The organism is Salegentibacter sediminis (genome assembly GCF_002078605.1).
In the GTDB taxonomy this organism is placed as follows: domain Bacteria; phylum Bacteroidota; class Bacteroidia; order Flavobacteriales; family Flavobacteriaceae; genus Salegentibacter; species Salegentibacter sediminis.
In genome coordinates this window covers 1-26193 of sequence record NZ_MSJR01000008.1, presented here as the reverse complement: position 1 = coordinate 26193, position 26193 = coordinate 1, and the positions used below count along the sequence as shown (strand labels likewise).

The window sequence follows — 26193 nt, the reverse complement described above, 5'->3', positions numbered from 1 at the left end:
GAGTTGTTTAGATTTTATATTCTTTTGGTTTATTCATTTCAGTATCCAGATTATGTCTGCCTGAATCTCATTTTTATCAATCACTATTTCAAGGAGGTTTTTAGAGGAAAAATTTTTGAGGTAGAAATCTATAGCAGCTTTAATCAATTGTATTTCCGATTTCAACTTCCAATGTCTTCCGGAGGGATCATGTAGAACTATGAATAACCTGTTTTTGAGGTGTTTTCTTCCTTGCTGACTTTGGTTAAGATATAACCATTCAATCAATTCTTGCTTGTGCTCCAAGGCATAATGTACTGAATGAGGAAATCCTCCAGGAAAAACTGTGGTTTTATGATCAAAAGGAATATCCTCAATTGTAAAATCTACTAATTTGTCATAGATATTTTTATTGGGACTGACTTGAGGGTGAGTAGAAAAAATATATTCGGCTCCCATAGCAGACCAGTAATTATACCAGCGATTTAATGCATAATCACGGATGTTCGCATCAAGACTCCTGGTTTTTTTCAACAGTTCCTGAAAACTATTGGTGACGTAGATAAAATTCGTTTCTCTATCCCAGGAATCAGATTGCTTTCGCCCCCAACGGTATGGGTAAATTAATCTTTTTTTTAGTTCAATTTCAAGCCGATGTAAGTCCATGGGTTAAAAGAGGTTAGTTTATTTAATCAAAATATCTCTGTAATATGTTTCGAAAAAATTGAATTTTTTTTTCTGTAATTCAATTTTGCCACTGATCCTTTTTCCTGGGTTTTTTCACCTAATTCTTACTGTAGCTTAGAAGTCTCACTTTATATTGAATTATTAATAGGGAGAGGCCGGCTTAATATTACGTTAAGGCCTAAATATGAAAACTACTCGTTTACGGCTGTTAAAGACATAAAGTTCAGAAATTAAGATTATTTATTCATTAAAATTTAAGGCAATTTATTTGCAAATTTTTAGAAAGGTGCGTTAAACTCAGCATAAATTGTTTTTAGCTTAGTATTGAACCCATAATTTTACCCTGAATCTAACACCTAAACTAATAGAATTATGGCTTCTTATTTGAATGAAAACGAAATAAAATCTTCTTTGAGGCAACTCGTAAAACAATATATTGAGGAGTGTGAAGATTGCGGTAGCCTTCCCGAGGAGTTTATTAGCCTTATAAAACATAACTTCCTGGCCAAGTATGTTTATTATAATAAAGAGAAAAAACACATTGAAATTGGGATCGATGAATCCTACTCCCCGGAAACTTATCCTGAAATAAAAGTTTATAAATTTCCGGTTAAGAAGGCCTCAGATTGGCTTGATAAATCATTTAGAAACACAAGGGGCGATATGGAATTTTATGGAAAACTTTTGAATCGAAATGAGATTTTAAGCTCATCGGAGCTTATCCTGATGAGTAGATAGAAACTTTTTTGCCCCAACTAAAAGCGATTTTGAACCCTACTTTGAAATCGCTTTTTTATTTTTATAAGATGAATATAGAAATAGCAAGAATTTACGAAAATAAAGAAGCTTCAGAAGCTGTTAGGATTTTGGTAGACAGACTTTGGCCCAGGGGTATTTCAAAAGAAAATGCAAACCTGGATTTCTGGTTTAAAGAATGGGCCCCCAGTAACGAATTGCGTAAAGAATTCCATCAGGAGCAAATTGATTGGAGTGAATTCCGTAAAAAATATCAGAAGGAATTAACTGATATCAAAGAGAAAATTCTTCAAGATCTAGAGGAGGTGGATAAACGTAAAACATTAGTACTCCTCTACGGTGCTAAAAATAAAGAAGAAAATCATGCCATCATCCTAAAAGATTTTCTTGAAAATGCTTAGGCTAATCATCATTCTTTAGCCAGGTCTTCCATTATCATTTTTGCGTGGATCCTTGAATTTTCTATAAACCATTTATGGGTCTCTACTCCGCCACAAATTACGCCGGCCAGGTAAATGCCCTTAACATTGGTCTCCATGGTTTGCTCGTTGTAATGAGGGATTTTTCTTCCATCATCAGAAAGTTTAATCCCCATATCCTTCAAAAATTCAAAATTGGGCCTGTATCCTGTTAAAAGTAAAACGAAGTCATTTTCAAGGATAATCTCACCATCTGGAGTACTAATCACCACCTCATTTTCTCTAATTTCTTTAAGGCGTGAGCTATAAAAGGCTTTGATGCTTCCTTCCTTAATTCGGTTAATGATATCGGGGCGAACCCAGTATTTTACCCGTTCGCCTATATCTTCTTTTCGAATTATCATACTAACCTCCCCACCTTTGCGATAAATTTCTAAAGCAGCATCAACAGCCGAGTTACTGGCGCCAACTACAATTGTTTTTTGAGTAGCATAATAATGAGGATCATCGTAATAATGGGCCACCTTTGGGAGATCCTCCCCCGGGATGTTAAGATAATTGGGGATGTCGTAAAAACCGGTTGCTACTACTACATTTTTAGTATTGTAAGTGGTTTTTTCGGTTTTTACTTCATGTAGATTTTTATTCTCACTCCCTACTGAAGTAACCTTTTCGAATAATTTAATGTTGAGTTTATTGGAAGTGGCAATTCGACGGTAATATTCCAGGGCTTCAGCTTTTACCGGCTTCGGATTGTTACTTATAAAAGGAATGTTATCCAATTCCAATTTTTCAGAAGTCGAAAAAAATGTCATTTTGGTAGGGTAGTGGTATAACGAATTTACCAGGCATCCCTTTTCCAAAATAAGATAAGAAAGCTGTTTTTTCTTTGCTTCAAGTCCGCAGGCAATTCCTATGGGACCACCGCCAATAATAATAACATCAAATATATCCTCAGGAGTTTGCAAGTAGTTTTAAGTTTTTTATTGTTTCAATTTGATCTTCAGCTTTAAAAACGAAGCTTCCGGCAACCAAAACATCGGCCCCGGCTTCAATTAATCGCGCAGCATTTTTATCGGTTACGCCTCCATCAATTTCGATAAGCGTGGTGGCGTTGTGCGTTATGATTATTTCTTTCAGGCGCTGTACCTTCTTATAAGTGTTTTCAATAAAACTTTGTCCTCCAAACCCGGGATTAACACTCATTAAACATACCAGGTCTATGTCTTGAATGACATCCTGTAATAAGTCTACACTGGTATGTGGATTTATAGCTACACCTGCTTTCATTCCTTCGGCTTTAATTGCCTGGAGCGTGCGATGCAGGTGGGTGCAGGCCTCATAATGTACCGTTAGGTTGTCTGCTCCCAGTTTAGCGAACTCACTAATGTATCTGTCTGGATCTACGATCATTAGATGAACGTCTATAGTCTTCTGGGCGTGTTTATTGATCGCTTTTAATACCGGCATCCCATAGGAGATATTCGGAACAAAAACACCGTCCATGATATCTATGTGAAACCAATCGGCATCACTTTGATTTACCATTTCAATATCACGCTGGAGATTTCCGAAATCAGCAGCAAGAATAGATGGGGCAATAAGTTTTGTTCTCATAAATGTTGTGCTGTGAGTGTGCCACAAAAATAATAAGATTATACTTAATTGATGCCTTCTGTAAATTTATTTAAGCGGGGTTTAATTTAATTCTGATTGGGGAAAGTTAATAGGTTAATTTACCGGGTGCAAGTGGCAGAATTCCCGGTGGTAATCGAGATTTATTCTGGTTGTTATACATAAAAAAACCCCGGTTCATCAGGCCGGGGTCATTCATCAATCAAAAAACGAACAGTTATATGTTATCCGGTAATCAGCCGGAATTAACTGTTGTCATCTTAAATATCTTATCCTAAATAGGTTTTCAGGATCTTACTTCTTGAGGTATGTTTCAGCCTTCTAATCGCCTTTTCTTTAATTTGTCTAACTCTTTCGCGTGTAAGATCAAAAGTCTCGCCAATTTCTTCCAGCGTCATTGGGTGCTGGTCTCCTAAACCGAAATACAAACGAATAACATCGGCTTCACGCGGAGTTAAGGTTTCTAAAGCACGCTCGATTTCTGTTCTTAAAGATTCGTGAAGAAGCTCTTTATCAGGATTTGGAGATTCTCCCGAACGCAATACATCGTAAAGGTTAGAATCTTCACCTTCTACCAAAGGAGCATCCATAGAGACGTGACGGCCAGAATTCTTCATAGATTCCTTCACATCATTTATCGTCATGTCCAGCTCTTTCGCGATTTCTTCAGCACTTGGTGGGCGCTCATGTGATTGCTCTAAGAAAGCAAAAGTTTTGTTGATCTTATTAATAGATCCAATTTTATTCAATGGCAAACGTACAATACGTGATTGCTCGGCCAGTGCCTGAAGAATGGACTGACGAATCCACCAAACAGCGTAAGAAATAAATTTAAAACCACGGGTTTCGTCAAAACGTTTCGCAGCCTTAATTAAACCTAAATTTCCTTCGTTAATAAGGTCGGGTAGGGTTAAGCCCTGATTTTGATATTGTTTTGCCACAGATACCACAAAACGAAGATTCGCTTTTGTTAGTTTCTCCAAGGCACGGTCATCACCCGCTTTAATTCGTTGTGCTAATTCTACCTCTTCATCGGCAGTAATCAAATCAACTTTACCAATTTCTTGCAAATACTTATCCAGCGAAGCAGTTTCACGGTTTGTTACCTGCTTCGTAATCTTAAGTTGTCTCATCTATCGTCTCCTTGGATTTTAATTGTGAATAGCTCTTGTATTAGTTTATACGCAGAGAGTAGTCGAAATGTTACAAAGAACCTTAATAAATTTTATTTGGGCGTTCCCCTGTGGGTCGGGCTTTCCGTTCAAGTCCGCGCTCCCTCCGGTCGCTGTGGGCTTTCCACTGCAATCCCTAACGCAGGTTTAATAGTTATTTTATTTAAAAAAAAGGATAAAAAAATGCCCTGAAAATTATTTCAGGGCATTTTAGGATATAAATTTAGACTTAATTAATCGTTATTTCTACGATCTCTGTTGTCTCTACCTCTGCGGTCATCACGGCCTCGGTTGTCCCGGGACCCGCGATTATCGCGATTATTATCTCTTGTCGGACGAGCCTGGTAACCTTCAGGTTTTTCAAGCAAAGCTTTTCTTGAAACTTTTTCCTTGCGGGTTTTAGGATCTACACCAAAGTATTTCACTTCAATTACGTCACCCAGATTTACAATATCTTTTACGTTGTCGGTGCGTTCCCAGGCCAGTTCAGAAATGTGAAGTAATACCTCGTTACCTGGGGCATCAAGATATTCTACCACAGCTCCAAAATCAAGGACTTTAATCACTTTTACTTTATAAGTAGCTCCTTTTTCAGGCTTAAAAGTAACCGAATCAATTTTGGCAAGCACCTTATCGATACCATCCTGATCAGTTCCCAGAATTTCAACAATTCCTTCTTCGGTTTCAGGATCTTCATTGATTACGATCTCGGTTCCCGTAGTTTTCTGAAGTTCCTGGATAACTTTTCCTCCAGGTCCAATTAAGGCACCAATAAATTCATTCGGAATTCTTCTGGTGATAATTTTTGGAGCGTAGGCTTTAACATTTTCACTAGGAGCAGCAATAGTATCTGTAAGTTTCTCAAGAATATGCAATCTTCCTGCACGGGCTTGTTTTAGCGCTTTTACTAAAATCTCGTAAGGAAGTCCTTTTACTTTAATGTCCATTTGGCAGGCGGTTATCCCGTCAGCCGTTCCGGTTACTTTAAAGTCCATATCTCCAAGATGATCTTCATCTCCAAGAATATCTGAAAGTACAGCGTGGCGTTCCCCGTCAGAGATTAATCCCATTGCGATACCCGACACCGGTTTCTTCATTTGGATACCTGCGTCCATCAATGCCATTGTTCCTGCACAAACAGTAGCCATAGAAGAGGAACCATTAGATTCCAAAACTTCTGAAACAATTCTTACTGTATATGGATTGTTTTCAGGAATCATTCCTTTTAATGCACGTTGTGCAAGGTTTCCGTGTCCAATCTCACGTCTTGAAGTACCTCTAATTGGATAAGCTTCACCTGTACAGAAAGGAGGGAAGTTATAATGCAGGTAGAATTTTTCTTCTCCCTGGTGAGTTGGCATATCTATAGTATTCGCTTCTCTGGAAGTTCCCAAAGTTACGGTTGCCAATGCCTGAGTTTCCCCACGGGTGAAGATAGCCGAACCGTGTACCGATGGTAAATAATCGATTTCACACCAAATAGGTCTGATCTCGTCGGTTTTTCTTCCGTCCAATCTCACCCCTTCAGCAAGGGTAAGTTCTCTTACCGCTTCCTTTTCGGTTTTGCTATAATATTTTTTGATTAGCTTTTCATTTTCCTCCAATTCTTCTTCAGAAAATAAAGCTAAAACTTCTTCTTTTACTGCTGAAAAAGCTTCGCTGCGTTCCTTTTTACCGTGACCGCCTTTAGCAATCTCGTAAATTTTATCGTAAGCCGCATCGCGAACTTTTTTCTCGATATCTTCTTTTTCTTCAGCAGTTGGATATTCCCTAACTGGTTTTTTACCAAAAGCTTCTGCAAGACGTAATTGAGCGTCTATTTGTTTTTTAATGTGTTCGTGAGCGAATTGAATGGCTTCAGCCATCTCTTCTTCTGAAATTTCTTTCATCTCGCCTTCTACCATCATCACAGAATCGGCAGATGCACCAATAATCATATCGATGTCTGAATCCTGTAATTGGCTGCGGCTTGGATTTATCACGAATTCACCATCAATTCTGGCCACACGGGCTTCAGAAATAGCGGTTTCAAAAGGAATGTCTGAAAGTTGAATTGCTGCAGAAGCGGCCAATCCTGCCAAAGCATCTGGCATAACTTCTTCGTCGTGAGACATCAACTGGATCATCACCTGAGTCTCAGTTCTATAATCTGATGGGAATAATGGACGTAGCACCCGGTCTACAATTCTCATTGTTAAAACTTCACCATCACTTGGTCTTGCTTCTCTTTTGAAAAAACCTCCAGGGTAACGCCCGGCAGCAGCAAATTTCTCACGGTAATCTACGGTTAAAGGGAAGAAATCCATAGTGCTTTCTTTGTAAGAAGAAACAACGGTACACAGCAGCATGGCTTTGCCCATTTGCACAACAACCGACCCGTGGGCTTGTTTTGCTAATTTTCCGGTTTCGATCGAGATCTCTCTTCCATCTCCAAGATCGATAACCTCTTTAAATGTTTGTGGAATCATAATAAAAATTTCAAATCAGGCCGTAGTCTTAGGGCCTGTGTTAAACAATGGTCTCCGTCTTTCAGGACGGTCTGGTTGTGTTGTTGTGTGTAGTTGTTGCAGACCAATGAAAAACTACCTTTCGCTCCGGACAATTTTGGAGCTACAGGGTGACAATTTAAGGCAATTTACAAATTGCTTCTATATAAAAAAAGGGGGCGTAAAGCCCCCTCGAAATTTATTTTCTTAATCCTAATTCCTTAACGATAGCACGATATCTCATAATATCCTTCTTCATCAGGTAATCAAGCAAACTTCTTCTTTTACCAACCAGCCTTACAAGAGAACGTTCGGTGTTGTAATCCTGACGGTTCTTTTTAAGGTGTTCTGAAAGGTGAGAAATTCTGTAAGTAAACAATGCGATTTGACCTTCAGTAGAACCGGTGTCATTCTTACCTTTTCCGTGCTTTTCAAAGATCTCCTGCTTTTTTTCTTTTGCTAAATACATTCCAATATTTATTTAAATGATTTTTATGTACTGACAGTTTTTCTGTCAAGCGGCAAATATACTATTTTCTTAAGATAAAGTTCTTTAAAACTCTTATTTATTTTCTTACTGGTTGATTTTGAATGAGATCCAGGTATAAATTCACTTTATTCTTAAGCTCTGAACGTTTTACAATGAAATCCAGGAAACCATGTTCTTTAACGAATTCAGCAGTTTGAAAGTCATCGGGAAGATCTTTTCCAGTAGTGTCTTTTACTACCCGGGGCCCCGCAAAACCTATAAGTGCACCGGGCTCCGAGATATTAATATCGCCAAGCATTGCAAAGGAAGCAGTTGTTCCTCCCGTAGTTGGATCGGTGCATAATGAGATGTATGGGATTTTTGCCTCGGCAAGTTGCGCAAGTTTTACTGAAGTTTTTGCCAATTGCATTAAGGATAATGCTGCCTCCATCATTCGGGCGCCTCCCGATTTTGAAATAATCATAAAAGGAATCTTGTTCTTCAGCGCGTAATCGGCTCCCCGGGCAATTTTTTCTCCTACCACAGAGCCCATTGATCCCCCAATAAAACTAAAGTCCATACAGGCTATTACCAGATCTTTTCCTTTAGATTTTCCTACCGCCGTACGAACGGCGTCTTTCAAGCCGGTTTTATCTTCGGCAGCTTTTAATCTGTCGGTATATTTCTTGGTGTCCTTAAATTCCAGTGGATCTTTAGAGGTCATGTTTTTATCGAGTTCCTTGAACTCATTATCATCAAAAAGGATCTTGAAATATTCCTTACTTCCTATCCTTACGTGGTAACCATCTTCAGGACTAACATAGAAATTGCTTTCCAATTGTTCGGCATCTACGATCTTTCCTGTTGGAGATTTATACCATAAACCTTTTGGAACATCTTTTTTGTGTTCGGTAGGGGTTTGAATTCCTTTTTGTGTTCTTTTAAACCAAGCCATTTGTTTCAGGTTTCAGGGATTGAACTCTTCCGGAACTACTCCGGAGACTGAGGGTTTATTTTAAATAAAAACAGCTGAAATAATAAAATTCCAGCTGTTTTTGCATTTTAATCTATAGGGTATTTACGTTATTCAGGTCTTCAAATGCCTTTTTTAGACGAGCTTTGAAAGTGAGCTCACCTTCACGAACCCATTTTCTGGGGTCGTAATATTTTTTGTTCGGAACATCATCTCCTTCAGGATTACCTATTTGAGTAGCAAGATAGTCTTTGTTGGTACCCATATAATCACGTATTCCTTCCAGGTACGCATATTGAAGGTCGGTGTCGATATTCATTTTGATAACTCCGTAACCAATTGCTTCTCTAATTTCTTCTACGGTAGAACCACTACCACCATGGAATACAAAATCGATGTGATTTTCTCCCACGGAGTATTTTTTGGTGATATATTCCTGTGAGTTTTTAAGGATTTTAGGAGTAAGTTTTACATTTCCTGGTTTATAAACTCCGTGTACATTTCCGAATGCAGCAGCAATAGTAAACTGATCGCTAACCTTGCTTAGCTCTTCATAAGCATAGGCTACTTCTTCAGGCTGGGTATATAATTTTGATGAATCCACATCGGTGTTGTCAACTCCGTCTTCCTCACCACCGGTAATTCCAAGCTCTATCTCCAGGGTCATTCCCATTTTGCTCATTCTTTCAAGGTATTTCTTGCTTATTTCCATATTTTCTTCCAGAGATTCTTCTGAAAGATCTATCATATGTGAGCTATATAAAGGTTTCCCGAATTGTTCGTAGTGTTTTTCACTGGCATCAAGAAGCCCATCTATCCAGGGAAGTAATTTTTTGGCACAGTGGTCGGTGTGCATTATAACCGGAACTCCATATAATTCTGCGAGTTCGTGAACGTGCTTGGCACCTGCCACACCCCCTGCGATGGCGGCCTTTTCATTTTCGTTAGATAATCCTTTTCCTGCATTGAATTGAGCTCCTCCATTTGAAAACTGAATGATAACGGGGGAGTTTAATTCTGCAGCGGTTTCCAAGACAGCATTGATACTGCTGGAACCTATAACATTTACCGCGGGAAGGGCAAAACCTTTTTCCTTGGCAAGTTTAAATATTTCCTGAACTTCTTTTCCTGTGGCTACGCCGGGTTTAATATTGTGACTCATAATTTATTTGAATTTGGCTTACAAAAATAAGAAAATTAAATGGCTTAGAAAGGATAATTGATACCCACATTATAAACCGCATGGTTGAAGTTATAATCTTTAAACCAGCGATTTCCTTCTTCGCGGGCGGGGTCGTAGGTTTTAAAACCTATATCGAATCTTAAAACAAAAAAGTTAAAGTCATACCTCAATCCAAAACCGGAGCCAACAGCTATATTTTTAAGATCGGAAAATGAGGTAAATGTGGCCTCTTCATTTTCAACAATATCCAGTACATTCCAAATATTCCCAACATCAATAAAAACGGCCGAATGTAAAGAGCCAAAAAGATTATACCGGTATTCCAGGTTTAAGGCAAGTTTCATGTTTGCCTCGTTAAATTCGTTGCGTCCGCCCGTGCTGCCCGGGCCAAGGTCATAGGCCTGCCAGGCGCGGTTATCGTTAGGACCTCCTGCAAAAAAGCTGCGGGCGAAGGGGATGCTGTTCGCATTTCCATAAGGAATTGCAATGCCGCCAAATGCCCGCACTGCAAAAATTTTTTCCTGACCAAAATCCCAGTGTTTAATAAAATCTATTTCGGTCTTGGCATATTGGGAAAAATTTACACCCAGAATTTTGTAATTGCCATTGGCATTTTTCTCCAGTCCCGCCAAACTGGAAACGGCCGATAAAAAATTGCCCGCAGTCTCTAATTTAAACCTGAACCTGGTAAACTCCTGGTCGTACAGATTTTCTTTGGTATTCCATAAATAAGTAAAGTTAGTTGCGAAAATCAAGTTGTTTTCAGTTAAGCGGTTTTTTCTCTCCTTTACATAATTAGCTATCTGGCGCTGCTCTGAATTTAATCCTGTGGTAGGTCCTTCCTCGGCATCAATATCTTCAAGGAAATTTTCTGCGCCCTGGGGTATAGTTAAGAGACCTTCATCATCCAAATAATCAGGGCTGGTAACCACATTAGGGGATTGAACGATCTCATTTAACTCGCTATAAGAATTTCTGTATACATTAAAATAATTGTCAGTATTCAAATTTCTTACATATTGAATATTGAGAAGGTCCAGCCTATTGGATAATTGGCGCGAAGGCGTCCAGCGATACTCCATTGCACCAGAAAGATTTCGTTTGTCCAACCCTATATTGGATTGGGTACTCACTCCCAAACTCAGGGTGGTGAAGGGAGACATGTACTTCGGGATAATACGTTCGGTGTTAACGGGAAGAAATATTCTGGGGAAGCTGAGTTTGAGATCGGCTCCAATTTCAGAAATATCAAAAAACCGGTCTTTATCACTGCTAGCCGCCGCATCGGTTGAGGAGCCAATGCTACCCCTTCCTGAAATCTCCAGGTTTTCAGCGCCTCGAAACACATTTCTTATTAAAAGGGAGCCCCCAAAGCCAATCCCAAATTCCTGAATGTTGCTTTGTGAGATTTCAAAATCGAAGCCCAGTGAATATTTTTGCTGTGGGGTAAGAAAAATATTTGCTACCAGGTCGGTGCGGGTACTGTCTTCAGGATCTGGTGTGTATCTAATGGTAGGATATTTGAAATTTCTGAGCGAATTAATTCTGTTGTAAGTACGCGTGCGTGCAATATCGCTGTAGGTATTTCCCGGTCTTATAAAAATAGCATCGGTAATAGCTTCGGGTTTATAACGTTGATCTCCAAAACTATAAATATTGTATCCTTCGTGCTGAATGCTGTCTGTAACGGGTTTTGATCTATTAGCATACGTGTAATCGGTAAAGACATTCACTTTGGTTACATCATGAATTTTAAATGGGACCCTTGAAGTAGTGTCGTCTTCGCTCGCAGGCCTATTCTTTATAATTACCGTCGTATTAACTTTGTAATTGGTACCTACGGTGTCAGCCTCAAAACTTATAAACTCCTGATCAAAGTTGTAAACTCCATTATTTCTAAAAAGCCGGGTAAGTCTGTCTCTTTCATCATTGTAATCAAGAGTTTTGTATTGTATATCTTCCTTTATGTGGGAATCCTGGGCGTTAGCATCGTAAAGGGAATCTATTACTTCAGAAGCTATTCTTTTGCTTATGGAATCTACAATATAAGGAGTGTGGGTCTTTACATAATATTCTACACTTGCCCGTTTCTTTTTTTCTTCCGATGGGATTATCTTATAATCTGTCTCCACATTAAACCACCCGTGATTCCAATACCAGGAGTTTAAGCGTCTAACCGATTTTTCGGTTTCTTCCTTGCTTACTATAACCGGAGCTTCTCCGGTCTTCTTTATCCATTCGTTAAAATTCTTCCTGGTATACAGGAATTTTTCAAATTGTTTGTAGGAAAGAATATCTACTAAAAACTTTTTCTTTTTGGGGTTGTCCAGATATTTTCGGGTAAGGATTGAATCTATATCCGGTCGTGCAAGATTATAAAAATGCAGTCGTATTGGGACTCCCAGCAATTTGGTGTTAGGCTCCTGGTAAAGCTGATTGTAGATTTGGTTATCATTAATTTTTTTTCCATCGAGGAACACGGCGTTTTCTGTTAACAATGCCTGGTCATTCTCTACGCGTTTAACAGCGTTACAGGAAATTAATAAGGACAGGAATAAGAAAAATAATGATATTTTTGCGAGAAACCGGTTCAAACAGTCGTTTTTAAGAAATCAAAAATACATTTTTTGTATGGTTAGTAAAAGCCAAATTAAGTTAATAAGAAGTCTTACTCAAAAAAAGTATCGTCTTAAAAATGCGATGTTTATAGTGGAAGGAAAAAAAAGTATTCAGGAATTTCTTTCGTCCCGGTTTCCTTTGGAAAAACTTTACACAACCGAAGACTGGTTTATTGCTCCAACTTCACAAACCGAAATTATTTCAGAGGCCGATCTTAAGAAAATAAGCCAACTAAAAACCCCTCAAACCGCGCTGGCAATTTTTAGAATTCCAAAACAGGAAGCATTTCTTCCCAAGGGTCTGGTAGTTGCCTTGGATGGGGTGAGAGATCCCGGTAATTTGGGAACAATAATTCGATTATGTGATTGGTTCGGAATTCAAGACCTGATTTGTTCTCCGGATACTGCCGACTCTTTTAATCCGAAAGTAGTGCAGGCAAGCATGGGATCCCTAACCAGAGTAGAAGTGGTCTATAGAGATCTTGCTGAATTTATTGGGAAGTATGAAAATCTCCCCGTTTTTGGTGCATTTATGGATGGTGAAAATATTTACGAGAAAACGCTTCCTGCTGAAGGGGTATTGGTCATGGGAAATGAAGCTAACGGTATTTCAGAAAAGATAGAGAGGCTAATCACCCAGCGGGTAGGAATTCCCCGGTTTGGCGACACCCCTCAAACAGAAAGTCTTAATGTGGCTACCGCAACCGCAATTCTTTTAAGTGAGTTTAAGCGCAGGTAATCTACTGAAAAGTAAAATTTAGAAAAACGGCCCGGGTTGACATTTTTTCAATATTACCAGTGTACAGGCTGTTGGCGGTATTATCTCTTATTAGCTCGTCGTTAATGGCAAACACCCCTCTAATGGAGGGTGAAAACTTAAAATAATACAAGTACAGGTCTATCCCAAACCCAATTTCGTAATAATAGGAATTTGTAGTCATCCTGAATTGCCCGGCATAATTATCATCAGGGTTGTTTTCGTTGCTCGAGAGGTTAATAGAAGTGGAGAGTCCGCCCACCACAAAGGGTTTAAAGTTGTTAAGCCTATCGGTAGAAAATTTAAGTAAAAGGGGGATATGAACGTAAGTGGCATTTATTTCCCGGTAGGTGTCGGGATCTGCGTGGGTAACCTGGAAGCCTCTGGTATTGAAACTAACCCCCGGTTCAAGCCGGAGATCGAGGTTGTTGGATAGTCTAAGATTCCCTACCAGACCAACGTTAAAGCCCATGTTGGTTTCAACGAGGCGGTCTTTTCCGCTAGTGGGGCTGGGGTCGTATTCTTCATATTTAAATTTGAAATCGTAAGAATTAAGGCCCAGAAAATATCCCCAGGACCAGCGCTGCCGATCAAAATTTTCTTTGTTCATAATCTTTTCCCCGGAAAATAGCTGGGCGTGGGAAAGGGAAAAAGACAGCAGGAAAAAGGCTAGCAGAAAAAATCTTCTCATAGTTTTATTTTGAACCCTTATAAATGGTTGCCACCCCAAAAGTTTGAGGTTGGTGTTCTACATTAGTAAACCCTATTTTCTTCAAAATATTGTTGAAGTTTTCGCCATAAGGGAAAGAGGCGGCGCTTTCACTTAAATAGGAATAGGCATCTTTGTCTTTAGAAAAAGCTTTTCCTATTAATGGAAGCACGTAACCCGAATAAAATTTATAGCCCTGTTTAAAAGGAAATTTCGTAGGAACAGAGGTTTCAAGAACTATAAATAGGCCTCCCGGTTTTAGGACTCTGTAAATTTCAGCCAACCCCTTCTCAAGGGTTTCAAAATTTCTTACTCCAAAAGCGACGGTAATGGCATCAAAAGTGTTGTCATCAAAGGGTAGCGCTTCAGAGTCACCCTGGATCATCTCTATCCTGTTGTCAAGATTTTTAGCGGTGATTTTTCTTCGGCCTACCTTCAGCATACCTTCAGAAAGATCTAAACCTACTATTCTTTCAGCTTTAATAGAAGCCATTTGGATAGCCAGATCTCCGGTGCCGGTTGCAATATCCAGAATGCTATCAGGATTTTGAGCGGCTACCAGTGCTATTACTTTTTTCCTCCATTTAACATCTGTCCCAAAAGAAATCACACGATTAAGTCCGTCGTAATTTCCCGAGATATTATCGAACATCTGTTCAACTTGTTTCTTTTTATTAAGTTTTGAATCGCGGTATGGGGTAACCTTTTTGCTCATGCAATAAATTTTTGCCAAAGATAAGTCTTATCGGGAAACTGTGTCTTACAGATTCTCAATTTGTTGAAGCTGCTTAGATTTTTGGATTGTGGAAAATAACGTACATTTGCTTTTCCTTACAATTTCAAGCAGTTATATGAAGATAATTATCGCCGGAGCGGGAGAAGTAGGCTTTCATTTGGCAAAATTACTTTCCTTTGAATCCCAGGATATTACCCTGATAGACACTAACCGGGATAATTTAATTTATGCTGATACGCATCTGGATATTCGAACCATTAAAGGGGATGCGACTTCTATTGGTATTTTAAAAGAAGCTCATGTGAAGCATGTTGATATGCTGATAGGGGTTACTTCCAGCGAAGCAACAAATATAACGGCCTGTGTTTTAGCTAAACAACTGGGGGCTAAAAGAACTATAGCCAGAATTTCCAATACCGAATTTCTTCATAATAAAGAGGAGATAGGCTTTGCTAAATTAGGAATAGATGAACTTATTTCTCCTGAAGCCATTGCAGCACGGGAAATAGAGTTGCTTTTAAATCAATCGGCTTTTAATGATAGTTATGAATTTGAAGGTGGTTTGCTTACTATGATTGGTCTTAGCTTGTCCCGCCAGGCACTTTTTGTAGGTAAAACTGTTAAAGAAGCAGCTGCAATTTTCCCAGAGCTAAATTTTGTGCCTATAGCTATTCAGCGCTTAGGTACTCAATACACCTTGATTCCCCGGGGAGATACTGAATTTCGGGAAGGCGATCAGGTGAATTTTGTTACCCTTAAAAAAGGGGTAGAAAACCTGTATAAATTGGCAGGAAAGGTAAAGCAGGATATCAAAAATGTGATGATCTTAGGAGGCAGTAAAATAGGAAAAAAAACTGCCCGTGACCTCTGCAGTCAAAACTTTAATGTTAAGCTAATTGAACAAAATAAAACCAAAGCTTATGACCTGGCCGACGAACTCCCAAAGGCGCTGGTTATCTATGGTGATGGTCGTAATGTAGAATTACTGGAAGAAGAGAATATCTACGACATGGATGCTTTTATTGCCGTAACCGGAAATTCTGAAACCAATATCATGTCCTGTCTGGTAGCGAAATCTAAAATGGTGAAAAAAACAATTTCCCTGGTAGAAAATATGGATTATTACCAGTTAAGTCACTCTATAGGAATCGACACCCTTATCAATAAAAAACTCCTGGCCGCCAATAATATTTTCCGTTATATAAGAAAAGGGGAAGTAGTGGCCATGACTAAAATCAACAATATGAACGCCGAGTTACTCGAGTTCATTGTTAAACCCAATTCCCAGGTTTGTGATAAAAGAATTAAAAACCTTGACTTTCCACGTTCAGCGATTATTGGAGGAATAATTAGAAATGGCGAAGGGATTATCGCTTTAGGTGATTTCATGATCAAGGCCGGAGACCGCATTGTAGTATGCTGTCTCCCACGATCTATTAAAAAAGTTGAAAAACTCTTTTTATAATGCCAAGGCTTAATTATCAGATCATTTTTCATGTGATGGGACTGTTGCTTTTATGTAACGGAGCCTTTATGTTATTGGCTGTTTTAATAAGTTGGTTTTACCAGGATGGAGTTACCCTTGAAATTTCTACGGCTGCTTTAATTACTTTATTTATAGGTATATTCCTTATGTTTAGTACAAAAGGGCATCGCAAGGAAGTCAAAAAACGTGAAGGTTATATAATTGTAACCTTCGGGTGGATTTTTATGGCCCTTAGCGGAACCCTGCCTTATTTAATAAGTGAAGCAATTCCTCAGTTTCATAATGCTTTTTTCGAAACCATGTCTGGTTATACCACAACCGGAGCCTCCATTTTAAATGATATTGAATCTATCCCCGACGGAATTTTATTTTGGCGGAGTTTAACGCATTGGATAGGCGGGATGGGAATTATTGTTCTGGCTATCGCAATTCTACCTCTTTTAGGGATAGGGGGTATGCAGCTTTTTGCCGCTGAAGCTCCCGGCCCAAATGCCGATAAGCTTAAACCCCGAATTACCGATACCGCCAAACGGCTTTGGTTGATCTACGTATCCTACACCGTGGCTGAAACAATCCTGCTTAGGCTTGCCGGGATGAGTTTCTTTGATGCTGTTAATCATTCTTTAAGTACGCTGTCTACCGGGGGGTTTTCAACCAAGAATATTAGTGTGGCCTATTGGAATGATCAGCCGCTAATTCAGTATATTATAATTTTATTCATGATCCTGGCGGGTAGTAATTTTGTGCTCAGTTATTTTAGTTTTAAAGGTCGGATTCAGAAGGTGCTCCATGATGACGAATTTAAATGGTATATTCTCTTTATTGCATTATTTACCATACTGGCCTCTGTTTTAATATATTTTGAAGCGGACATAAGTCTTTCTCAAATAGACCACCCCATGGTTTGGGGAGAAGCCGAAAGTGCTTTTAGACATGCCCTGTTTCAGGTAATCGCTATTATTACAACAACAGGTTTCGTTACGGCCGATTATACGATGTGGACGCCGTTTTTAACGGTTGTCTTCTTCGGTTTGTTCTTTCTCGGAGGATCAGCGGGATCTACTGCGGGAGGGGTAAAAGTGATGCGCCATATCATTATGATTAGAAATGGGATGACCGAATTTAAACGCAGCCTGCATCCCAATGCTATTTTACCGGTACGCTTCAACGGAAAATCTGTTAGCCATGATATCGTTTTTAATATCCTTGGTTTTTTTATTCTCTATATGCTGGCGTTTATTATTGGGTCGGTAGTTTTCGGTGGGATGGGCCTGGATTTTGAGACTGCCATAGGAGGGGCCGCTTCTTCTCTTGGAAATATTGGGCCTGCCTTGGGAGCCCTGGGCCCTGTTAATAATTATGATATCCTACCTGTCTTTGGAAAATTCTGGAGTGCCTTCTTAATGTTGATTGGACGTCTGGAACTCTTTACCGTCCTGATTATTTTAACCCCGTACTTTTGGCGTAACCACTAATAAAAAAACCGATCTGAATGTTCAAACCGGTTTAAATTTATTCCGAAAGTAAACTTAAAAATTAAGCTTCCGCTAAGACCTTTTTGATGCGTTTTAGGGCTTCTTCGATCTGGGGTTCGCTGGCAGCATAAGAAATCCTAATACAATCTGGATTTCCGAAGGCATCACCGGTGACCGTAGCTACCAGAGCTTCTTCCAGTAGGAACATAGAAAAATCGGTAGCATTTTCTATCTTATGACCTTTAATGGTTTTTCCGAAGAAATGAGAGACATTCGGGAAAACATAAAATGCACCTTCCGGCTCAGTGGTTTTAAAACCTTCAATCTCGTTGAGCAAATCGATGATAAGTTTTCTTCTCTTTTTAAAGGTGTCTACCATATAGCTTATCTTGCTCACAGGAGCTTCTAAAGCTGTAATCACGGCACGTTGTGCAATACAATTTGCACCGCTGGTAATCTGGCCCTGCATCTTGTTACAGGCACGCGCGATCCAGGCCGGAGCGCCAATGTAACCAATTCTCCAACCCGTCATGGCGAAGGCTTTGGAAACCCCATTAACGGTGATCACCCGATCATACATATCTTCAAATTGAGCCATAGAGGCGTGATCCCCTACGAAATTGATGTGCTCGTAGATTTCGTCACTAACAACAATTATGTTAGGGTGTTTCACCAGAACCTCGGCAAGAGCTCTTAATTCTTCTTTGCTATATACCATCCCACTTGGGTTACAGGGGGAGCTGTACCAGATCATCTTTGTTTTTGGAGTAATAGCGGCCTCCAATTGTTCCGGGGTCATTTTGAAATCGGTATCTACGGTGGTTGGAACTTCTACCGGCACGCCTTCAGCCAGTTTAACGATTTCAGCATAGCTCACCCAATAAGGACAGGGTAGGATAACCTCGTCGCCAGGATTAAGGATGACCATTGCTGCATTTGCCAGGGACTGTTTAGCACCTGTTGAAACCACGATCTGAGACCTGTCATAAGTAAGGTCGTTATCCCTTTTGAATTTATTGATAATGGCGTCTTTCAACTCTACATAACCGTCTACCGGGGTGTAGCTATTGTAATTATCCTTAATTGCCTGAATGGCAGCTTCCTTAATGAAGTCGGGGGTATTGAAATCCGGTTCCCCCAGGCTTAGTCCAATAATATCTTTACCTTCAGCTTTAAGTTCACGCGCTTTTGCAGCCATAGCCAAAGTTTGAGAGGTTGCCAGGTTATTAATCCTGTCGGAAAGTTGTTCTTGCATTTTTTTAAGACTTAAAATTAGTTATAATGAAATTGCAGGTTTTGTTCCCATTTCTTTTAGATGTTTAAAATGGGCAATTATAGCTGCGCGTGTGGTTTTGTATTCGTTGTAAGGAAGGTTACACTCCTTAGCGGTTTCTTTTACTATTTTAGAAAGTTTTGAATAGTGAATATGACTTATATTCGGAAAAATGTGGTGTTCTACCTGATGGTTCAGGCCGCCTGTAAACCAGTTCACTATTTTGTTTCTAGTAGAGAAATTTACCGTAGTAAAAAGCTGGTGAATCGCCCAGGTATTTTTCATAGTTCCGGTTTTATCCGGCAGGGGCATCTGGGTCTCTTTTACCACGTGGGCCAATTGAAATACTATGCTTAAGATTAAACCGGCGGTGTAATGCATCACGAAAAATCCGATTAGGATCTTCCACCAGGAAATCGAAAGAATGAGCATAGGAATGACAATCCAGATAGTAACGTAGATTAATTTTGTAATCGCAATAATGCTCCATTGGGTAACCGGATTAGGCATTTTTCCGTAAGAAAGTTTACGTTTCAGGTAGTTTTTGGTTTGCTTGAAATCGGTGGTTAAAGCCCAATTGAAGGTTAATAACCCATAGAGAAAAATGGAATAATAATGTTGAAATTTGTGAAACCATCGCCATTCAGCATGTTCAGAAAAACGAATAATTCTTCCCGCATCCAGGTCTTCATCGTGCCCGTGGATATTGGTGTAGGTATGGTGGAGTACATTATGTTGTACCTGCCAGTTATAAACATTCCCGGCAAGCACGTAAATTGTACCACCCATGAATTTATTCACCCATTTTTTAGTGGAATATGAACCGTGATTACCGTCGTGCATAATATTCATGCCCACTCCGGCCATTCCGGCTCCCATTACTACGGTAAGTAAAAGCATCCACCACTGGGAAATATCCAGAGTGAGAATTAAAAAGTAAGGAGTTAAGAATAAGGAGAACATGACGATAGCTTTCAGGTGAAGCTTCCAGTTTCCTGTTTTTCTTAGGTTATTTTCTTTAAAATAATTATTCACCCTTTTGTTTAGAATCCTGAAGAATTTTGCAGAATCTACCCGGGAGAATTTTATTTGATTTTGAATGTTTTCCATTAATTATTATAAATAAGTTCCAAAGTTAAAATATTCTCGTGGTTAGGTCTGTTAATTAGGTTAATTTTTCCATTTCAAATTATGTATTTTTGCCTTAAAATATGAAATTTTGGAATTGATCAAGAAATACTTCCCGCATTTAACTGAAGACCAGATTTTAAAATTCACCAAATTAGAAGAATTATATAAGGATTGGAACCTGAAAATAAATGTGGTTTCCCGAAAGGATATAGACGAGCTTTACCTGCGACACGTGCTACATTCCCTGGGTATTGCGAAAGTACAAAGCTTTAAACCCGGCTCCAAAATTCTGGATGTGGGAACAGGCGGTGGCTTTCCCGGGATTCCTTTGGCGATACTATTTCCTGAAACCCAGTTCCACCTGGTAGATTCTATCGGAAAAAAAATAAAGGTTGTTGAAGAAGTAGTTGCCGGGCTGGAGCTAGAGAACGTTAAGGTAACCAACGCCAGGGTAGAGGAGATTTCAGGTGAATATGATTTTATTGTTAGTAGAGCTGTTGCAGCGATGCCCACTTTTGTGCATTGGGTAAAAGGTAAGATAGCAAAAAAGAGCAATCACGAATTAAAGAACGGAATTCTCTATTTAAAAGGTGGAGATTTGACGGTTGAACTTCGTGATTTTCCGAAAGCAACAATCTACGAACTCCCAAATTATTTTGAGGAAGAATTTTTCCTGACCAAAAAGGTGGTTCATCTTCCTTTGAAATATAAGAAATAAGTTACTGCTTTATAATTACCTGGGTGGCTATAATTCCTTTGTTCGTATAGGCTCTTACTACATAAACAGCAGAGCTTAGCGGTTTGTCCAGTTCGAGGCTTATTAATTTTGAAGTTGGAACTTCGAGAAAACTGTGTACTTCCTGGCCAGAAATACTGTAAATAACCAATTTATGTATTTCAAGCATTTCCGGATTTTTGATGTGTAACTCCCGGCTATTGTAGGAGTATCCCATGGTTAATGCTGATTCTTCCTCATGTTCAACTTCTTCCTCGGGCTCTTCACCATTATTAAATACAATCTCATACCTTTCATTATGAATTTCCGGGGGAAGGCTGGCTTTAAAATCAGCTTGAGTTAGGTTGAAATAGGAATCATCAATTTTATCTTTTAGATAGATATTCATGCCTTTTGGTATATTTTCCAATTCCTTTATTTTAATACTGAATTCACTTTCTTCAGCAATCTTTAATCCTAAAGGAAGGACTTGGTCCATATTAAAATGCGGTACCGCCTGGATTATAAATTCATCTTCATTTATCATCCAATACATGTCTTCTTCTGAATTATCCAAAAGCAGGGCATCATAGCCAAGGTCATACCCGTTGGTTGATTTCCTGTCGGCGGTAACAAGGAGCTCACGAATATACCCTGTTGGGGAATTAAACTGAAGCCGTATTTTGTACCTGTTGTCTTTTTGCATTTTATTTGCTGAGATCGCCTTTTGTTTTGAAAGACTTTCCGGACTTAAAAATTGACTTTGGGATTTGTTTGCTTCCGAAGCAAAGACCCGGTATTCATTTTTAAATTTTACCGTCCCGCCGGTAATATTGGTGTTGGTTTGAGCATCTGAATCCCCGGAAGCGGTATTGATGAAAAAACCTTGTCCTACAGGAATATATGGTCCCGGGGTTTTTGTTCCTTCTTCATCAGATTCAAAATTGATCCTGTTATCGTTGGAGAGAGCTCTAAGCCCACCCGAAAGGTTGAAGGCAGCATAACCACCTACATATTTTTCGAGATAATGGGTTTGTCCTGAATAGTGATCCCAGTAATAAATGGTTCCGTTGAAAACATTTCCACCAATAGAGGGATTAGTGTTTTTAAGGTGACCTTCGATAAACTTGACAGCATTTACTGCAGACGGGTATGGGTTCCCAATTAGATAATTCTGATCAGCACTTATTCCGGTTAATTCGATATCCCCGTTATTAGGGAAACCTTTAAAGGTGTAGTTCTGTAGCTTATTCTGTTTAACCGAAACCCAGTACGTACCTTTCATGGTATAGCCTTCCCCGGGTTTCAGGAAATATGCTGCATCTGTAGGATTACTGCCAATTCTTTCCCATTGGCTGTATTCATTAGCCTGCCTTTTTCTGAAGGCATTGATCCAGTAATTACTGATCTTAATAGGGGAGCTTAATGGCCCGTCGGCATGGGCATAGCGGTCACCAAAATTGATGTTTTTGAAATTATTTGTTCCTAAATCAGTTCCGTCGAACATAACTCCGGCAACCGTGTATGTTGAAGAATTGGAAGGTAAAACCGGAGAACTCCAGTAGTTATAATTAAAACTGCTGGCAGTTCCCTGTTGGTCGCGTTCAATATGCCCCGATCCTAAAACCTCACTACCCTCAGACTGGATAAGCTGAGATTCTCCGTTAAGGTCCAGTATTCCGTCTAACTTGAAATAATGGGTAATGGTAAGCCCGTTTCCGGAAGTGTTATTTGCTCCCTGCATATCCAATGTGCCTCCTTCATCCAGAAGGGCAAGCAGGTCTATGCTTTTAGAATTATTCGTGCTGGCAGGATTATGAACCAGTTTATTGTTTAGCCTTACGATATTCCAAGCTATGGTATCTCCGGTTATTCCAGGACTACTTGGAGGATCCCAAACCAGGGGTTCCTTCCAGGTATTTGTGTCCCACCAGTTCCCAGCTTGTGCTGCTATGTAGGGAAGGGGAGCAGTTCTTTCCTGAGGAGAAGTAATATTTTTAAGTTTTCCGTGGACACCAATTCCTTGATGAGAATTCATATTGCCACATCCTATATCATCCATTCTATAATATCCAATCAAATCATCCCATTTGAGATTATCCACAAGAATTGGAATTTCCTCACCTTCAACCTCATTGGTATTAGCTTTTTTAATACGTTGATTCATCATTAGATGGATCTGATCTTGTGTGAGTGCGGCATTCCAAATTCTTAGCTCTTCCATCCACCCATTGAAATAATTTGAAGAGTCGCCGGGTTCATTGCCGTCCATTGCACCCAGGATGGCGTTATAATCGTTATCTCCAGGTGAACCACCTCCATCTACTTTAACTTCAACTCCATCGATGTAAAGTTTGTATTCTCCGGCTGCGGAATGGGTGACCGCTATATGGTACCAACGGTTTGTATTAATTTCTTCTGGTGAAGCAATGGTTCCCGATTTATCCCAATTAAAAGATACTATGCCATCTTCAATTCTTAAATCATAACCTTTTGCTGGATCTGAGAAATTTCCATCCCTTTTTGAAAAAATTGTTTGAAGACCATTTTTAGATTCTGGTTTTACCCAAACCTCCAGACTAAAGTCTCCACTTAAGTTATAATTATCATTAAAGTCTACATGGTCATCAACTCCATCGAAATCAACCTGGTCACAATCATTAATGGTAACGATCATATCACTGGAACATCCATCAACGGTCCAGGTTAGAGTATATGTTCCCGGACCAGCGGTAAAAGTTGCATTAGGATCATTAATATCTGAAAAAGATACGTCTTTGCAAGTTGGTGTTGCACCAGCCCAGGACCACGTGCCTATCTCTCCAGTTCCAGGATTATCACAGGTTTTACAGTCTTCAGGTATGGAGGGATACGCGTCCTTTGCTGCGTTTTCATTTGCTGAAATAGTATTGTCATAAGCATTTAACTGTACCGTATTCCGTCCGCATTCTGCTTCTGTAAATTTAATATCTTCCCCGGCATATGCATAAGATACATAAATGTCAATAAGATCTGTACCCTCTTCGCCATAGGTTCTACAGCCATTAATTAAGGCAGTTCCTCCATATTGATGAATTCCCGGAGATTGAGGGGTAAAAGTTATATCAACATTTGTTTCCCCGGTTTCTATAGGTTCTTCCTCGGGATTACCTATACCAATAGTCCATTCCAACTCAGTGTCTACAGGTACTTCTTTATTCACAAAAATATTATCCATCGCCCACACACTTTTATCGCTGGTTCCTGTAAAAGACCATCTTATTCTTACGTTGCTTTCGCCAATATAATCTTCTAGAGAAATGGAGGTGTTATCTGTTTTGAAATTATATTCGGTAGTTGTTGAACCACTTACCGATGCAGCAGTTCCAGCTGTAAACCACTTTTTAACCCCGGTACCTGCAGCATGCATTTCCCTAAGTAGAGAATAAGTTTCTCCACCATCAATGGATACTTCAATTAGTGCGATGTCCCCATCTGCAAAGTAAAAAGCCTGATCAAAATCTAAACTTGCCGACCCCGCATTCGATAAATCCAATATTGGACTCTCTAAGGTTGTTGGTACATCTCCATCATAAAGTGGATCTCCGTTATTCTTGGTTTCATAGAAATTTCCCTGAGCTATAGCAAATTTACCATCACCTCCATCGTAAGTGATATCACCAAATTCATGATCGTTTGTACCAGACCAGTTTCTTGCCTTTTTGGAGTCTCCGCCGGCAGTAAAACCGCCTGGATCACCATCAACTAACCATGAATCCGGATCCTGGGTGTTTAATTGTCCCTGGTTAAAATCTCCGGGGGCTTTGTCTGATGGTATTGCTGGTTGAGTGGCTGAATAATTACTTGTGGCTCGAAGGCTTACCTCATCATCCAAACAATATTTATCGCTATCATCTAAATTGGTAACTGTTGGGGCATCCCCTGCGGGTAATGCTCTTACATAAAAACTTTCAGAATATGCTGAGCAGCTTCCAACTTCCACCAAAGCTCGGTAATAAGTAGATTCCAAACCGCCTTCTTCAAAACTGGCTGTATGAGAATTGCTTGTATTGTTTATTATTTCCCAGATACCTCTATTTACGGCAAATTTTTCCCAATGAACAATTGTTCCAATTTGCCCAGATAATTCCAGATCAATAGAAATTTCATCCCCGCAGGCAGAAATGTCAATTTGGTCCTGGAATGTTGAAGAAAGAAAGGTGCCCTCTATGGTGCCGCCATCTATTGTTTCAGGTACAAGCTCAATTTTCTGCTCTTGTGTTGATATGTTGCCCTGACTATCAATATATTCCCAGGTAATACTGTTTGTTCCAAAGAAAGAATATGGAAATTGAAAATCTTCGCTTAATGTTCCAGAAATAGTGCCTTCGCACGCATCTGTAGCTGTGGGAATTGTTAATTCTGAAATACCTGAAATTTGGCAACCGCTTATGGTTTCTTTAGGTAATGTAGTTATATCCGGTACAGGTGCAACAGTATTATCAATAATTACTTCCTGCTCAATAGGCCCAATCTTATTGCCTGAAGCATCTGTAAAATACCAATAAATTGTCTCTGATGCATCAAAGGTGAGTTCGGTAAGACCCGTTGTTCCAGTGATTGCCCCGTCACAATTATCAGTCGTTGTAGGCGGGGTAACTGTTAAGGGGCATTCGGAAGTTAAGTCTGGTAATTCAGGTATCGTTGGTGGCTGTGTATCTTTAACGGTTATTTTTTGAGTTAGCTCAATAGAGTTTCCAGCCTCATCGGTTAGGCTATAAGTTCTGGTGATTATTTCCGGATTAAAATTGCCGTCGCTTGAATCAGAAACAAAAGCTACGATTGGGTTGGAAGTACAATTATCTGCTGCATCGGTGACTGCTGAAGGATCAGGATCAGGAACATCGGCTGCACACTGGACGTTTATTGGGGTTGGATTGCTGGCAGTTGGATCTATGGTGTCATCAACAGTTATTTCCTGGGTTACCTCGATTGAGTTTCCAGCTTCATCTGTTACGCTGTAAGTTCTTATAATTATTTCAGGATTATTGTTGCCGTCACTTGAATCAGAAACAAAAGCTAACGTAGGATTGGTAGTGCAATTGTCTGCTTCATCGGTGACTACTGAAGGATCAGGATCAGGAACATCAGCTGCACACTGGACGTTTATTGGGGCTGGATTGCTGGCAGTTGGTTTTTCGTTATCTTCAACTGTGATTATTTGAGCTGCAGTATTGGTATTTCCTGCATTATCGGTAACCGTCCAGGTTACTGTAGTTTCCCCTAAAGGAAAAGTAGCCGGAGCATCATTTTCTACAGAAGCAACTCCGCAATTATCACTTGTAGTAGAGTTTCCAAGGCTTACATCGGTAGCATCACAGCTTCCAGGATCTGAATCTATAACTAAATCAGCCGGAGCTGTAATTGTTGGTGCCTCATTATCTTCAACTGTAATTTTTTGAGTGGCAGTAGCAGTATTTCCTGTATCATCGGTGACCGTCCAGGTTACTGTAGTTTCCCCTAATGGAAAAGTAGCCGGAGCATCATTTTCTACC

At 39.6% G+C, this 26193-nt stretch carries 20 protein-coding genes; 6 read left to right on the top strand and 14 right to left on the bottom strand.

The features are described 5' to 3' along the window. Positions 1-33 precede the first annotated feature (33 nt). Complete coding sequence (locus BUW93_RS11775) at positions 34-645, bottom strand: hypothetical protein (RefSeq protein WP_081211913.1); 612 nt, start codon at positions 643-645, stop codon at positions 34-36. Positions 646-1038: 393 nt separating this feature from the next. Between BUW93_RS11775 and BUW93_RS11770 the strand changes: the two genes are divergently transcribed. Together BUW93_RS11770 and BUW93_RS11765 are read left to right on the top strand one after the other, a co-directional pair. Then, the gene (locus tag BUW93_RS11770; protein WP_081211911.1) at positions 1039-1404 is read left to right on the top strand and encodes a hypothetical protein; all 366 of its coding nucleotides are present in this window, start codon (positions 1039-1041) and stop codon (positions 1402-1404) included. 68 nt (positions 1405-1472) lie between these two features. Then, positions 1473-1823 carry a DUF488 domain-containing protein gene (locus tag BUW93_RS11765; RefSeq protein WP_081211910.1) on the top strand — a complete coding sequence of 117 codons (351 nt, stop codon included), beginning with the start codon at positions 1473-1475 and terminating at the stop codon, positions 1821-1823. An 8-nt stretch (positions 1824-1831) separates the two neighbouring features. Here the strand turns inward: BUW93_RS11765 and BUW93_RS11760 are convergent, their stop codons facing one another. The 8 genes from BUW93_RS11760 to tamL form a co-directional block, all read right to left on the bottom strand. Continuing rightward, positions 1832-2809 carry a YpdA family putative bacillithiol disulfide reductase gene (locus BUW93_RS11760; protein WP_081211908.1) on the bottom strand — a complete coding sequence of 326 codons (978 nt, stop codon included), beginning with the start codon at positions 2807-2809 and terminating at the stop codon, positions 1832-1834. Further along, positions 2796-3458 (bottom strand): ribulose-phosphate 3-epimerase, encoded by a 663-nt coding sequence (gene rpe / locus BUW93_RS11755; protein WP_081211907.1) that lies wholly within the window; start codon positions 3456-3458, stop codon positions 2796-2798. Before rpe ends, BUW93_RS11760 begins: the two co-directional genes overlap by 14 nt. A 287-nt stretch (positions 3459-3745) precedes the next feature. Then, on the bottom strand, positions 3746-4609 hold the full coding sequence (locus BUW93_RS11750; protein ID WP_011708302.1) for a sigma-70 family RNA polymerase sigma factor: 864 nt from the start codon (positions 4607-4609) through the stop codon (positions 3746-3748). A gap of 272 nt (positions 4610-4881) precedes the next feature. Then, complete coding sequence (locus BUW93_RS11745; RefSeq protein WP_081211906.1) at positions 4882-7116, bottom strand: polyribonucleotide nucleotidyltransferase; 2235 nt, start codon at positions 7114-7116, stop codon at positions 4882-4884. Positions 7117-7333: 217 nt separating this feature from the next. After that, entirely contained in the window at positions 7334-7603 is a 270-nt protein-coding gene (gene rpsO, locus BUW93_RS11740) for a 30S ribosomal protein S15 (protein WP_081211905.1), read from the bottom strand. 97 nt (positions 7604-7700) lie between these two features. Beyond that, positions 7701-8558 carry an acetyl-CoA carboxylase, carboxyltransferase subunit beta gene (gene accD, locus BUW93_RS11735; RefSeq protein WP_081211903.1) on the bottom strand — a complete coding sequence of 286 codons (858 nt, stop codon included), beginning with the start codon at positions 8556-8558 and terminating at the stop codon, positions 7701-7703. Positions 8559-8670: 112 nt separating this feature from the next. Beyond that, positions 8671-9738 carry a class II fructose-bisphosphate aldolase gene (gene fbaA, locus BUW93_RS11730; RefSeq protein ID WP_081211901.1) on the bottom strand — a complete coding sequence of 356 codons (1068 nt, stop codon included), beginning with the start codon at positions 9736-9738 and terminating at the stop codon, positions 8671-8673. A gap of 44 nt (positions 9739-9782) precedes the next feature. Further along, a complete protein-coding gene (tamL, locus tag BUW93_RS11725; RefSeq protein WP_081211899.1) occupies positions 9783-12353 on the bottom strand; it encodes a translocation and assembly module lipoprotein TamL in 2571 nt (856 codons plus the stop codon). A 37-nt stretch (positions 12354-12390) separates the two neighbouring features. On the opposite strand from tamL, the gene BUW93_RS11720 reads away from it, so the two are divergent. After that, positions 12391-13116: a TrmH family RNA methyltransferase gene (locus BUW93_RS11720; protein WP_081211897.1), complete on the top strand. Its 726-nt coding sequence runs from the start codon at positions 12391-12393 to the stop codon at positions 13114-13116. Between the two features lies 1 nt (position 13117). Here the strand turns inward: BUW93_RS11720 and porT are convergent, their stop codons facing one another. Together porT and ubiE are read right to left on the bottom strand one after the other, a co-directional pair. After that, positions 13118-13825 carry a type IX secretion/gliding motility protein PorT/SprT gene (porT, locus tag BUW93_RS11715; RefSeq protein WP_081211895.1) on the bottom strand — a complete coding sequence of 236 codons (708 nt, stop codon included), beginning with the start codon at positions 13823-13825 and terminating at the stop codon, positions 13118-13120. A gap of 4 nt (positions 13826-13829) precedes the next feature. Beyond that, positions 13830-14558: a bifunctional demethylmenaquinone methyltransferase/2-methoxy-6-polyprenyl-1,4-benzoquinol methylase UbiE gene (gene ubiE, locus BUW93_RS11710; protein ID WP_081211894.1), complete on the bottom strand. Its 729-nt coding sequence runs from the start codon at positions 14556-14558 to the stop codon at positions 13830-13832. Positions 14559-14694: 136 nt separating this feature from the next. Between ubiE and trkA the strand changes: the two genes are divergently transcribed. Both trkA and BUW93_RS11700 read left to right on the top strand, forming a co-directional pair. Next, positions 14695-16044, top strand: coding sequence for a Trk system potassium transporter TrkA (trkA, locus tag BUW93_RS11705; protein ID WP_081211893.1), 1350 nt, complete (start codon positions 14695-14697; stop codon positions 16042-16044). Further along, entirely contained in the window at positions 16044-17540 is a 1497-nt protein-coding gene (locus BUW93_RS11700; protein WP_081211892.1) for a TrkH family potassium uptake protein, read from the top strand. The genes trkA and BUW93_RS11700 overlap by 1 nt, the downstream gene beginning before the upstream one ends. 61 nt (positions 17541-17601) lie before the next feature. Here the strand turns inward: BUW93_RS11700 and BUW93_RS11695 are convergent, their stop codons facing one another. Both BUW93_RS11695 and BUW93_RS11690 read right to left on the bottom strand, forming a co-directional pair. Beyond that, positions 17602-18795 (bottom strand): pyridoxal phosphate-dependent aminotransferase, encoded by a 1194-nt coding sequence (locus tag BUW93_RS11695; RefSeq protein WP_081211891.1) that lies wholly within the window; start codon positions 18793-18795, stop codon positions 17602-17604. Positions 18796-18816: 21 nt separating this feature from the next. Further along, positions 18817-19923 (bottom strand): fatty acid desaturase family protein, encoded by a 1107-nt coding sequence (locus tag BUW93_RS11690; protein WP_081211890.1) that lies wholly within the window; start codon positions 19921-19923, stop codon positions 18817-18819. A 109-nt stretch (positions 19924-20032) separates the two neighbouring features. Here BUW93_RS11690 and rsmG point away from each other — a divergent pair, with 109 nt between their 5' ends. Then, positions 20033-20662, top strand: coding sequence for a 16S rRNA (guanine(527)-N(7))-methyltransferase RsmG (rsmG, locus tag BUW93_RS11685; RefSeq protein ID WP_081211889.1), 630 nt, complete (start codon positions 20033-20035; stop codon positions 20660-20662). 1 nt (position 20663) lies between these two features. On the opposite strand, the gene BUW93_RS11680 is transcribed toward rsmG, so the two are convergent. Beyond that, the coding region (locus BUW93_RS11680) for a LamG-like jellyroll fold domain-containing protein (protein WP_157893319.1) at positions 20664-26193 on the bottom strand (5530 nt) is incomplete at its 5' end.